This is a genomic window from Janthinobacterium foliorum (assembly GCF_978021625.1).
The window spans coordinates 1-11,735 of sequence record NZ_CDXDQE010000006.1; the positions used below are offsets into that span (position 1 = coordinate 1).

General features: G+C 62.4%; 11 protein-coding genes. 6 read left to right on the top strand and 5 right to left on the bottom strand.

All coding sequences use genetic code 11. The annotated features are described in order from the left end of the window. Positions 1-821, top strand: an 821-nt coding sequence (locus ACZ92H_RS14040) for an IS1595 family transposase (protein WP_465052359.1), incomplete at its 5' end; no start/stop codon positions are given. 313 nt (positions 822-1,134) lie between these two features. Here ACZ92H_RS14040 and ACZ92H_RS14045 read toward each other — a convergent pair. The 5 genes from ACZ92H_RS14045 to ACZ92H_RS14065 form a co-directional block, all read right to left on the bottom strand. Further along, positions 1,135-1,572 carry a hypothetical protein gene (locus ACZ92H_RS14045; RefSeq protein ID WP_465049829.1) on the bottom strand — a complete coding sequence of 146 codons (438 nt, stop codon included), beginning with the start codon at positions 1,570-1,572 and terminating at the stop codon, positions 1,135-1,137. Positions 1,573-1,622: 50 nt separating this feature from the next. Further along, complete coding sequence (locus tag ACZ92H_RS14050) at positions 1,623-5,420, bottom strand: type VI secretion system Vgr family protein (protein ID WP_465049830.1); 3,798 nt, start codon at positions 5,418-5,420, stop codon at positions 1,623-1,625. Positions 5,421-5,434: 14 nt separating this feature from the next. Continuing rightward, on the bottom strand, positions 5,435-6,214 hold the full coding sequence (icmH, locus tag ACZ92H_RS14055; RefSeq protein ID WP_131368865.1) for a type IVB secretion system protein IcmH/DotU: 780 nt from the start codon (positions 6,212-6,214) through the stop codon (positions 5,435-5,437). Between the two features lie 9 nt (positions 6,215-6,223). Beyond that, on the bottom strand, positions 6,224-7,570 hold the full coding sequence (gene tssK / locus ACZ92H_RS14060; RefSeq protein ID WP_131368866.1) for a type VI secretion system baseplate subunit TssK: 1,347 nt from the start codon (positions 7,568-7,570) through the stop codon (positions 6,224-6,226). A gap of 259 nt (positions 7,571-7,829) precedes the next feature. Next, positions 7,830-8,099 (bottom strand): hypothetical protein, encoded by a 270-nt coding sequence (locus ACZ92H_RS14065; RefSeq protein WP_465049831.1) that lies wholly within the window; start codon positions 8,097-8,099, stop codon positions 7,830-7,832. Positions 8,100-8,157: 58 nt separating this feature from the next. Between ACZ92H_RS14065 and ACZ92H_RS14070 the strand changes: the two genes are divergently transcribed. The 5 genes from ACZ92H_RS14070 (at position 8,158) to tssE (ending at position 11,734) form a co-directional block, all read left to right on the top strand. Then, positions 8,158-8,511 carry a hypothetical protein gene (locus ACZ92H_RS14070; RefSeq protein ID WP_465049832.1) on the top strand — a complete coding sequence of 118 codons (354 nt, stop codon included), beginning with the start codon at positions 8,158-8,160 and terminating at the stop codon, positions 8,509-8,511. A gap of 69 nt (positions 8,512-8,580) precedes the next feature. Further along, positions 8,581-9,090, top strand: a complete 510-nt coding sequence (tssB, locus tag ACZ92H_RS14075) for a type VI secretion system contractile sheath small subunit (protein WP_465049833.1) — start codon at positions 8,581-8,583, stop codon at positions 9,088-9,090. Positions 9,091-9,094: 4 nt separating this feature from the next. Then, positions 9,095-10,579, top strand: coding sequence for a type VI secretion system contractile sheath large subunit (tssC, locus tag ACZ92H_RS14080; protein WP_465049834.1), 1,485 nt, complete (start codon positions 9,095-9,097; stop codon positions 10,577-10,579). Between the two features lie 28 nt (positions 10,580-10,607). Beyond that, positions 10,608-11,099: an Hcp family type VI secretion system effector gene (locus tag ACZ92H_RS14085; protein ID WP_131368869.1), complete on the top strand. Its 492-nt coding sequence runs from the start codon at positions 10,608-10,610 to the stop codon at positions 11,097-11,099. Between the two features lie 146 nt (positions 11,100-11,245). Continuing rightward, a complete protein-coding gene (gene tssE / locus ACZ92H_RS14090) occupies positions 11,246-11,734 on the top strand; it encodes a type VI secretion system baseplate subunit TssE (RefSeq protein ID WP_465050053.1) in 489 nt (162 codons plus the stop codon). Position 11,735 lies beyond the last annotated feature (1 nt).

Genomic DNA, 11,735 nt, shown 5'->3' on the forward strand with positions numbered 1-11,735 from the left:
CCTGTCCCGCCTGCCACTCGCCCCATCTGCATCGGCATGGCCATGCGCACGGCCTGCAGCGCTACCGCTGCGTGCCCTGCGGGCGCACCTTCAATGCGCTCACCGGCACGCCACTGGCTCGCCTGCGCCATAAATCGCTGTGGCTCGGTTATGCCGACTGTCTGCTCGATTCCCGCTCGGTACGCCAGGCAGCCAGCCAATTGGGCGTGCACCGCAACACCAGTTTCCGCTGGCGCCACCGTTTTTTAGCCCTGGCAAAAACGGACCGGCCGCATGGCCTGCATGGCATCGCCGAGGCCGACGAGCTATATGTGCTGGAATCGGAAAAAGGGGCGCGACAAATGACGCGTCCAGCCCGCCGCCGGGGGGGCCATGCGCAGCGGCGCGGCATATCGAACGAGCAAGTCTGCATCCTGGTGGCGCGCGACCGCACGGGCCAGACCCTCGATTTCGTCACGGGCAAAGGGCAACTGACGAAGGCGCAGCTGCACCGTTATTTGTTGCCCGTCATCGACAAGGATGTTCTGCTGGTCACGGACGGCCATGCCGCCTACCGGGCGTTTGCCATGGAAGCGGGCCTCAGTCATCAGGCCGTCAACTTGCGCGCCGGCATCCGCGTGGGCGGGGCCGCCCACGTGCAGAACGTCAATGCGTATCACAGCCGCCTGCGCGAATGGTTAAGGCCGTTTCACGGCGTGGCGACGCGCTATCTGCCAAACTACCTGGGATGGCGCTGGATACTCGACGCCAGACGCATCCGCTCACCAGAAACGTTATTGAAAGCAACATTGGGCGCATTCCCACATCTGACGGTGACATAGCCTTTTTTTATGGGTGTAATTTTCAAGTGGTATTTATCCGACTTGCGCGAGGTTGAGCGGCGTTCTTGCTGGATTGATAGCGGTTTGTGGCACTCCATAATGCCGTTCATCGCGCCTTTGCTCACACGCGACATGCCTGTACGCCTCCTGAGTGAGCCGGGGAACAGCCAATCCTGACGTGCGCCGCGGGACATCTGCCGCGGCCGGGCAGCATGTGGCCGCACGGCGATATTCTTTCAGTGGCGTCGGCGCTTGTGCTTGTTCTTGCCGGCAGGCGCGGATGCAGTGCGGCGCCATCCGCGCCGGCGCAGGCTTACTCGTCTTTTTCAATGATGCGGATCTTCGCGCCGCCCTGGTAGTCCTGCAACTGCGTTTCGCCATCGATGCGTATGTCGCCCTTCAATATTATCTCCACGCTGATATCGACTTTTTTGATGCGAAACGTTTCAATGTCGGCTGGATGCACATCGATTTCCATGGAAATCGAGTCGCCTGGCGCAATCGTGGTGAATTGGGTTTTCAGCGCCGGATTGGCCAGGCCGCGGCGGGCGTAGGTGACGGCGCCGGTATCGGTATCGATGACTTTGACGATCGGGCCCGACTTGCGCAGGTAGTCGAGCGGAAAGCCGATATCGCGGCTGCCATCGTTGCGGATGGTGACCAGCACGTCGATCGGCTTGCGCTGATAGGCGCAGCCAGCGTTGCCCAGGCATTGCAGGGAGATGGAGAGGGGCGCGTAGGTGCTCGTCATGTTGTTTGCTTTCACGGGTAGAGCCATCAGCATGGCATAGATAAGCAGGGTCAGACAATATCGCATCGTATTTTCCTGCCAATTTTTTTGCTCAGCAATTCCTGCGCTTCAATCGCGATATTCCAGCCGTGGCGTTTCAGGATCCGCGCGCCTTCTGCATACGACATGATCGATTGCGTCAGGTCTTGCGGCGAGGTGCCGTTGACGTGGCAGACGATCGGTTCGTCGAGCGTGCCATCCGGCTTGAAATAGCGTACCGTTTCTTCGAACTCCGTGTACGAGTATTCGTCGGGCATGCCGACACAATGCCCGAATTCATGCGCATACGTGGTCAGTGCCGTTGCCAGCGACACGTTCATGACGTCGCCGGTAACGTTTTCGCGGTCATAGCGCTTGTGGATCTGCAGCGTGTAGTGCTGCTTGCTGTCGACCCAGAGGACGCGGAACACCACAGGCAACACTTTTTGTCCGCATTGCGGATCATTGATTTCGAGCCGGAACTTGTTGTTCCAGTTGCCTTCGATACCGGCCGTCGCGTTTTTCTGCGCCAGCGCCACCACGTTGGCGCGCTGCTTGACGCGCAGCGCCGCCGATTCCGTGCCCTTGTCGCTCTCTTCCAGCGCCTGTCCTGCGGCATCCAGTACCGTGATGGCCTTGAAACGCACTTCCACCACCACCGGACGGTCCGATTTCGCCGGCACGTACAGCTTGAACCAGATCTTGTCCTTGTATTTGTGCGGCGTGCCGTCGTGTTGGAAAGGCTGGGCATAGCGGCCATAAGAGGGAACGGCGATTTCCTTTTCGTAGTCCTCGATCCAGCAGGCCGGCAGCTTGACCAGCACTTCCTTGCGGCGCTTGTTGTCCACCGGCGTGGTGCTGGAATCGCCTGCCGGCTTGTATTTCGGTTCCGGCGGGGTGCTGGTCCTGGCTGCCGGCTGCCCTGGCGACCCTGGCACCGGGGCCGGTGCGGGTGCGGGAGCGGGAGCGGATGCCGGCGCCGATGCCGCACCCTGGCCGCCCGCCGCTTTCAGCAGTTCGATCACCAGCGCCTCGGTGGCCGCTGCCGCAATCACATGCGTCAAGCCTTTTTCATCGGTCATGCCGCTCTCATAGCTGCCGTCTTCGCGCTTGATGCGGTAAGGCTGGCGCGGCATCAGCTCGCCCGTATCGCGGTCCTTCAGCACGAAGCCCTCGTCGAACAGCTTGATGCGCGTGTCCGGCAGCGGCGGCAACGCGCCGGCCGCGCTGGCGCCGCCGTTGAACACATGCTGGCCGCCCTTGACCGTGAAGTGGCCGGGGCACGTGAACGTGATATTGCCGCCTTCGAGCGTGATCGACGATTGCCCGGCCTGCAGCGTGATCTTCTGGTTGGCCTTGATGTCGATGCTGTCGTTGACGGAGATCACGGTAATGGCCTTGTCGGCCAGGATTTCCAGTTGTCCCGTATGCGCCTGCAGCGATACGGGACCGTTGGCGGCGATCGCCTGGATGCCGCCGGCGTGGGTAAACAACCCATGCGCATAGGCCGATACGGATGAATAGGTGTGGCCGGCCGTCATGTGCAGGTCAGATTGCGTGGTCCATTGCAGCTGCTGGGCGGCGAACATGACGGTCGAGCCTGGCGTGGCCCAGTTGATGCTGGCCGGCGCTTCCATCAGCACGAGCGGCTGGCCGAATTTTTCCACCGGCTGGTCGGCGGCCAGCTTGCGCTCGCCTGTGGAGGCCTTCAGCGCCTCTTGCCCGCCCACGTTGGCGCTGTATTTGCCCTCCTGCTGGGGATCGATCTGCTTGATCAGGTCCAGCTGGGCCTGTTTCGCGTCCTGGCTGAACAGCGCGGTTTGTTGCTGCGCGGCCTCGGACAACGATTTGCTCAGTTCGGCCGCGCCTTTCAGCTGGGCCAGCGCCTCCGCGGTGTCGAGTTGCGTGGAGGCCACTCCCGCGCCCGTCTGTGCGCGGGCGGTGGTCGAGAGGAGCACGCCTTCGCCGCCGCGCAGCACGGCCCAGGCATCGGTGCGCAGTTCGAAGCCGCTGCCGCGGTAACTGCCGCGCTGGGCCGCGCTGGCGCCCTGCTGTATCAGGTAGCCGAGATTGAGCTGCGTGGCCGCGCTGCTCGTCGCCAGGCGGGTGCGCAACTGGCCCGGCGTGTCGTCGATCACCCACTGGTTATAGCCGCCGCCATCGAAATTGTGGCTGTGGATGCCGGAAATGACGCCCGCGTGATTCACGTCCGAACCGACGCCGGCCGCATAGGGGGGCGCGTCGCTGCCGGTATAGAGCTGGGCCACTACCAGCGGACGGTCCATGTCGCCTTCGATGAAGTCGACCAGCACTTCGGTGCCGATGCGCGGCGTGAATTGCGAGCCCCAGTTGGGGCCGGCCAGGGCTTCGGCCACGCGCACCCAGGTGCCTGATGCTTCGTTGCCGGGCGCGTTGCCCTGCTGATCCGTGTTGTGCGCCATGCCGCCGGGATTGGCCGCGGCGCCCCGTTGCCAGGCGAACTGGATGCGTACCTGATGATCGCGGCCGGTGGTCGCCACGCTGTCGGGCAGGCCCACCACCAGCGCCGTTTGCGGCCCCAGGGCGCTGCTGGCCTGGCGCGCGGCGGCGGCGCGCGGCACGATGGCCACGCTGGCGCGCGCGCAAGCAAAGGTATTGCGGTAGGTGCCGGCCTCGAGCTGGCCATCGGGCAGGCTGCCGACATCGCCCAGGCTGGCCACTGCCGACAGTTTCGACAGTAGCGTCGTCAGCATGCCGCCCGCCGGTCCCAGGTTGTTGCGCGCCTGGTGCTCGACCCACAGCACGGTGAACTGGTTGGCGCCATCGGCGTAGTGTTCGTGCTGCAGCAAGGTAAAGGCGTGACCGGCCGCCATGCGCCGCACCGCGCCACCGCCCGTGAATTGCTTGTTCTCCAGTTCCAGCGCCTGCAGCATGCGCAGGCCGTGCGGCTCGGCCGCCGCGCTGCCGGCAAAGCGCCGTTCGCCGGAGCCGTCGTACAGGGGCAGGGGCGGCAGCTCGCCCGCCTGCAGGCTCGAGCTGTGTTCGGCGGCCGGCGCCGCCAGTTGCCCGGGGTCCCAGCTGCTGATGCCGACCGCATTGGGGCGCACTTGGCGCCGCGCGCTGAAGCTGTCGATGGCGTCATCGCCATCGCTGGCGCGCACACCGTGAAAGCGCAGTCCCGCCACGCCCGGCGTCGGCGGCGGCACCGCCTTGCTGTCGAAAATCACCAGCTTGTGCTTTGCCTGCCGTGCGTGCTGTTGTTCGCCTTCTTGCGCCGCGCCATCCTCCTGCTCGTGCTCGAAGCGCCAGCTCAGGCCTTCGAAGGCCAGCACGCGGGTCAGGAAGGCCAGGTCGCTTTCACGGTATTGGGTCCAGACGGGGCGTGGCGCCAGCTCCTGGCTGACATCGAAGGCGAAACGCACCTGCGGATAGTCGGCGAGCAGTTCCGTGATGAGGTCGCGCGCGTTCTTGTCCTGGAAGATATAGCTGTCGCGGCGCAAGCCCAGCAAGGCCAGGGCAGGCTCGAGGCGCAAGCGGTAGCGCGCCACGCCGCCGTCGGCGCCTGCAAAGCCGCAGTCCGTGCACAGTCCGTGCCAGGCGCGCCAGCTGCCGTCGGGCTGCAGCAGCTTGAGCGTGATTTCCTCGCCGAGAAAACTGGCCAGGTCCAGGCCCGCCGCCGTGCTCAAGGCATCGACCTCGAAGCGGAACAGTTCGTTGACGGCTTCGCGGCCCGTCATCCGCTCGGCCATCAGCGATTCGGTCAGGTTCGATGCCTGCGCCGTGGCCAGCGTGATCAGCCGCGCATGCTGGGACAGGCCGGCGCCGCTCCCTCCCAGGGCAGCGTCCGTCATCGCCAGGCCGCCCATTACGGCAACGTGATGGTCAGGTTGGCCGTGCGCGGCGCCAGCTTGACGATATCGCTATAGGCGTTCATCTGCTTTTCGGTGTTTTTGGCCAGCATGGTGCGCAGTCCCAGGTAGCCCAGTGCACAGATCAGCGCGAATACCGAGCACAGCACCCACAGCGGCACGTCGTTGCGTAATTTGTGCGCGATCTGGTCGGGGCGTTCCGCATGGGGCGCAAAGCCGGCTTGCTTGCCCTTCATCTGGGCGATCTCGTCACCCAGGCGTGCCGTCAGGTAGGCCAGTTTTTCCGAGCCTTCGAGGATGTACCGCCCCTGGAAGCCGAGCAGCAGGCACATGTGGAACACTTCCAGCGCCTGCAGGTGCGCGCTGCCGCGCGCGCGCAGCGCTTCGAGACGGATGAAAAAATTCTCGCCGGCCAGTTGATCGCCGAACAGCACCAGCTGCAGCGGACGGCGCGCCCAGTCGTCGCGGATGGCATACGGCGAGCGCAGGATGATTTCATCGACCGCCGCGCAAAAAGCATACTTCGCGGCATCGATATCATCGGCCGAGGCAGCATGTTTTTTCGCCGCATGCCCGAACTCGTCGAGAAACTGCGTCATCTTTTTAATGAAGTCGGCATTGTCATGCGGGCCGCTGCCGTTTTTCAGCATGAACAGCGCATAGAAACCGTCGTACATCAGGTCCGTCAGCGTGTGTTCGGTGCCTGGGCCGGCCGGTACGCTCGATGCGTAAGCGGCGGAGCCGCCGGACATCAGGGAGGGGGCATGTGCATTCATCGTTTATCTTCAGGAAGTAATGGCGACAAGTTCAAGTTTCAGATCGCGCATGCCGGACGGAACGTAGATCGAAATCGACTGGGCCTGCAGCATGCGCTCATACATCTGGCCTTTCGCTTCGATGGTGAAGTAATACATATCGGGGCGTACCGGCACGGCAGCGGGCACCTGCGGCGTATGCTGCAGGCGCACGCCGGGCAGGGCGGACAGCACGAATTTTTCCACGTCGTCGGGGGCGCCGATCTTGAAGCGCAGCGGCACCACGTCCACCAGTTCCACGCCTGGCAAATCGGCCGAGACGCCCAGGTAAAACGCGGTCTTGTCGTCGATCTTGCCCGAGTCGAGCTTGCCGTGATGGTAGGAGGGCTTGACTTCGGTGAGCGCGATGGCGAAATATTTTGACGAGATCACCGTGTCGAGCAGTTCGCGGATGATCGCGTGCAAGCGCGCGAACGACGGCCCGGGATCGGTGTGCTGGTAGGCCGGCAGGTCGGCCAGTGCATGGGTTTTCGAGAATGTCATCAGCGCGCCGGCCAGCGCCAGCAGCGCCTCGTACAGGCGTTCCGGGTGCAGCGCCGGATGATGGAAATAATGGCTGAGCGAGGCGAAGGCCGAACTGGCCGTGTGCAGCAGCCAGAACGAGGACATGTCGCCAGAACGGAATTCGATCACGTTCTTGCTCGGCTCGCGGTGATGGCCGTACAGGGCGTTGACCTTTGCCTGCAGCGCATCGATCAGGCGGCGCAGTTGCAGGAACAGCAGCGGGGCGCTGCGGATCGACAGGCTCGGCGGCACGAACGACGGGTCCGGCTCGAAGCCGCCGGTCGACAGGCGCCGCAGGCGCAACAAGGGAAAATTCACATACGAATCGCGCGCTTCCGATTCGGCCACCAGGCGCAGCGATTTTTGCAGGTAGGCCAGTTCCGCCTGCGCCGCATGGGTGTACAGGTCGGGCGTTTCCAGGTTGGCCTGACCGTAGCGCGCTGCGCTGTTGGGCTGGTCGGGCGCGGCAAAGTTGCCGCCGAAATGCTTGAAGGCGGGCAGGGCGGCATAAAACGTGACGGTTTGCTGTGATTGCAGCAGCTTGCTCAGGTCCAGGGCCTCGGGCAGCGCATCGGCGCCGGGCGCATGGTAGATTTCGCCGTCCTGGAACACCAGCGACAGTTCCAGCAGCCGCAGCGTGTTATTGCTCAGCGCATCGCGGTCGATCTGCACGTGGTTGACGCCCCAGGCATAGGGATGCAGCGCCTTGATGCTTTCGTGCAGGCGATGTTCATGGTATCGGTCTTGCTGCTGGAAGTGCTGGGGACGCAGAAACAGGCCTTCCCCCCATAACAATTTGCTTGTAATGCTCATCGATCGCCTTTTTCCTAGGAAGTAAAAGCGCGGAGAACGCATCCGCTCCCGGACTCTTTTGCCGTGCGATTGCCATCGTGCCGGCGCAGCCGCGCATGCTTTTTTTTTGGCCTGAAAATTATGTGCTTTTTTCGCAACTGCAACAACACTAACATTATCTGAAAGAAAGGTGCGTACAGTACGTTTCCCGCATGGCGCCTGCCTCTGCGGCCGATGGGAAAGTGAGTTTTTGCGTATTTTCTATTGAACGGAGTCAATATTAAATCCATGTTAGTCTCGGAAAAAATAAGAATTTAGCAACTATAAATTGCAAGTTTTTTAATGACCGCGTCATTTTTTTTGAGGGGAAACAGACCATGTCTCGCCAATTCACATTCCATGTTTTTGCCGCAGTCGCCTGCGCATTGACGCTCAGTGCCTGTAGCACCGCGCCTGCGGTCAAGACAGCCGTGGCACCGCCGCCCTCGCTCGACGAGCTGATGGCGAAGGCGACGCAGGCTTCCACTTCGGGCAACAGCGAAGCTGCCATGGTTTTGTGGAAACAAGCCGCGGTCGAATTTCCAGCTGATAAGAATCCGTGGGTGCGCATGGCCCAGACCCGCTATGAGGCGGGCCAGTACGGCGACGCCATCATCAATGCGCAGGAGGTGCTGGTGCGCGACCCGGCCGACAAGCTGGCCAACAGCGTCATCGCAATCAGCGGACTGCGCCTGTCGACCCGTGCATTGGCCGACCTGAGCCGCCAGAACAACCTGTCCGGCCCGCTGCGCACCGAATCGCAGGATCTGGCCAAGCTGTTGCGCGAAAGCCTGGGCGAAACCGTGCTGGTGCCGGCAGCGCCGGCGGTGCAGGCGCGTGACAAGCCGCCTGCGCGTGTGCCGCGCAAGGGACAGAGCAAGACTGCGGACAGCAGTGCCAATCCCTTCGATGGCTTGAAGTGAAACTGAGGCAGCAAGGCGATCCACCAAGGGCAGCGCGGATGCCGCCCATTACTCGTGAAGGGATGTGTCATGTCAAAAAAAGAAAGTGTTCAAAAACGCCTGCAAAAGGTCCGGCCGCCACGCGTGCAGATGACGTATGACGTTGAAATCGGCGATGCGATTGAAAACAAGGAATTGCCCTTCGTGATGGGCGTCGTGGGCGACTTCGGCGGCAATTCCGAAGTCGAGCAAAAACGGCTGAAGGATCGCAAGTTCATCGGCATCGACCGCGACAATTTCGACGAGGTACTCAAGGGTGTCGAGCCGCGCGCCGCGTTTGGCGTCGCCAACGAGCTGAGCGTTGAAGGCGGCCAGTTGCGCGTCGACCTGCGCTTCAAGTCGCTCAACGACTTCCGTCCCGAAGCGGTGGTGGAGCAGGTGGCACCGTTGCGCCGCCTGCTCGAGGCGCGCACCAAGCTGGCTGACCTGCGCAACAAGCTGGCCGGCAACGACAAACTGGAAGACATCCTCAACGATGTGCTCAACAGTACGGAAAAGCTGGCCCAGCTGGAACAACAATCCACCGCCAAGAAAGACTGATCCCATGTCCGCTCAACTGACCCCCGCGTCCGGCGCCGCCGCGACCACCGACATCGGCTTGCTCGACCAGATCGTCGAACAAAGCAAGGTTGCCAAATCCAGCGTCGAACATGCACGCGCCAAGGACCTGATTTCCGAACTGGTCAGCCAGGTGATGGAGGGCACCGTGGTGGTGTCGGATAACCTGGCGGCCACCATCGATGCGCGCGTTGCCGAGCTGGACAGACTTATTTCGCGCCAGCTCAGCGTCATCATGCATGCGCCCGAATTCCAGAAACTGGAAAGCAGCTGGACCGGCTTGCACCACCTGGTCGACAACACGCCCACCGGCACCAACCTGAAGATCAAGCTGCTCAACGCCACCAAGCGCGAACTGGTGCGCGATTTCCAGAGCGCGCTGGAATTCGACCAGTCGACCATGTTCAAGAAAGTGTATGAGGAGGAGTTCGGCACTTTCGGCGGCGCGCCGTTCGGTGCGCTGCTGGGCGACTTCGAATTCACGCGCCAGCCGGAAGACATGTATTTCCTCGAACAGATGTCGCATGTGGCCGCCGCCGCCCACGCTCCCTTCATTTCGGCCGCATCGCCGGAGCTGTTCGGTCTGGAAAGCTATGCCGACCTCGGCAAGCCGCGCGACCTGGCCAAGGTGTTCGACACGGTCGAATACGCGAAGTGGAAGTCGTTCCGCGAATCGGAAGATGCGCGCTACGTCGGCCTCACGCTGCCCCGCTACCTGGGGCGGCTGCCGTTCAATCCGGCCGATGGCGCCACCGTCGACGGCTTCAATTTCGTCGAGGATGTCGATGGCACCAACCACCAGAAATACCTGTGGTGCAATGCCGCCTATGCCTTCGGCGCCAAGCTGACGGCAGCCTTCGACGATTACGGCTGGTGCGCGGCGATCCGCGGCGTGGAAGGCGGCGGCCTGGTCGAAGACTTGCCGACCCACACCTTCAAGACGGACGAAGGCGAAGTGGCGCTGAAATGCCCGACCGAGATTGCGATTACCGACCGGCGTGAAAAAGAGCTGAGCGACCTGGGTTTCATTTCGCTGGTGCATTGTAAAAATACGGATTACGCGGCGTTCTTCGGCGCCCAGTCGGCGCAGAAGGCCAGGAAGTACAACACGGATGCGGCCAATGCGAATGCGGTGCTGTCGGCGCAGCTGCAATACATCTTCGCCGTCTCGCGCATCGCCCATTACATGAAGGCAATGATGCGCGACAAGATCGGCAGCTTTGCCGCCGCCTCCAACGTCGAGGATTTCCTCAACCGCTGGCTGATGCAATACGTGCTGCTCGACGATAACGCCAGCCAGGAGCAGAAGGCCCAGTTTCCACTGCGCGAAGCATCCGTGCAGGTGTCGGAAGTGCCGGGTCGTCCGGGCGTCTACCGCGCCATTTCCTTCCTGCGTCCCCATTTCCAGCTCGACGAGCTGTCCGTCTCACTCCGTTTGGTCGCGGAGCTGCCGCAATCGACCAAATCCTGATTTTTCCTAAACAACCGAAAGGAATGACATGGCAATCGACGTTTACTTGCAAATTGATGGCATCAAGGGCGAATCCACGGACACCTCCCATAAAGACTGGATCGAATGTAAGTCGGTCCAGTGGGAAGTGCTGCAGCCGAAGTCCGCCACCGCTTCCACCGGCGGCGGCCATACCGCCGAACGTACCGAGCACAAGGATATTGTGGTCGCCAAGCTGTCCGACCTGGCCACGCCGCTGCTGCTGCAAAATTGCTCGTCCGGTAAAACGATCCCGAAAGCCAAGTTCGAATTCCTGCGCGCCGACGGGCAGGGCGAGCGCATCAAGTACTTCGAGGTCGAGCTGGAAAACGTGCTGATCAGCAGCGTGGCGCCCTCCGTTGCCGCTGGCGACATCCTTGGCGAAAACGTGTCGATCAAGTATTCCAAGGTCAAGTGGAAATACACGCAGCAAAAGGTCGGTGGCGGCTCCGGCGGCAATACTTCGGGCGGCTGGGATCTGTCGGCCAACAAGACGATTTGACCGGCTGCGGCCCTGGCCGGATGCAAGCGCTCCGGCTGGGTGCCGACGGTTGCACCGGCGCGAGCCTGCGCGAGCGCTGCGGCTGAGTCGAAGGGGCGCCGCAGGCCGTCCTTATGTTTCCTCCTACTGCCAACGACAGGATACCGATGAAGGGTTTTACGCCGGGATTGTTCGACCGCCTGATGGACACGCCTGTGCAGGGCGCTTCCAGCAGCACCGTCTCGCGCCTGTCGCTGGAAGATTTGAAAGACACCGTGGCGCGCGACCTGGAGGCGCTGCTCAACACGCGCACCGTGATACCGGAAGCGCTGCTGAAAAAATTTCCCGAATGCGGACGCTCGATCGTGACCTACGGCCTCAATGATTTCGCCGGCCTGAGCTTGTCGAGTTCCGACGACCGCGCGCATATCTGCCAGTGCCTGGAAAAAGCCATCGCGCGCCATGAGCCACGCCTGCGCAGCGTGCGCGCTTCGCTGGAAATCCAGGAGGGCTCGATCAACCGTCTCAATTTCGCCATCACCGCGCTATTGGTGGTGCATTCGGCCCAGGAACCTGTCAACTTCGACGCGATCCTGCAGCCGTCCAGCCTGCATTACACGATCAGCAAGGCGCGCCGCGCGGCGCAGGGAGCCTGAA

Excerpts from the sequence above, each read along its gene's own strand:
- ACZ92H_RS14045 (WP_465049829.1), bottom strand. The coding sequence starts at position 1,572 with ATGACGAGCACCTACGCGCCCCTCTCCATCTCCCTGCAATGCCTGGGC.
- ACZ92H_RS14050 (WP_465049830.1), bottom strand. The coding sequence starts at position 5,420 with ATGACGGACGCTGCCCTGGGAGGGAGCGGCGCCGGCCTGTCCCAGCAT.
- icmH (WP_131368865.1), bottom strand. The coding sequence starts at position 6,214 with ATGAATGCACATGCCCCCTCCCTGATGTCCGGCGGCTCCGCCGCTTAC.
- tssK (WP_131368866.1), bottom strand. The coding sequence starts at position 7,570 with ATGAGCATTACAAGCAAATTGTTATGGGGGGAAGGCCTGTTTCTGCGT.
- ACZ92H_RS14065 (WP_465049831.1), bottom strand. The coding sequence starts at position 8,099 with ATGGCAGCTTCGCTGTTGCCCGAAGTGGAAGCCTGCGTCGCCTTCGCC.
- ACZ92H_RS14070 (WP_465049832.1), top strand. The coding sequence starts at position 8,158 with ATGGCCCAGACCCGCTATGAGGCGGGCCAGTACGGCGACGCCATCATC.
- tssB (WP_465049833.1), top strand. The coding sequence starts at position 8,581 with ATGTCAAAAAAAGAAAGTGTTCAAAAACGCCTGCAAAAGGTCCGGCCG.
- tssC (WP_465049834.1), top strand. The coding sequence starts at position 9,095 with ATGTCCGCTCAACTGACCCCCGCGTCCGGCGCCGCCGCGACCACCGAC.
- ACZ92H_RS14085 (WP_131368869.1), top strand. The coding sequence starts at position 10,608 with ATGGCAATCGACGTTTACTTGCAAATTGATGGCATCAAGGGCGAATCC.
- tssE (WP_465050053.1), top strand. The coding sequence starts at position 11,246 with ATGAAGGGTTTTACGCCGGGATTGTTCGACCGCCTGATGGACACGCCT.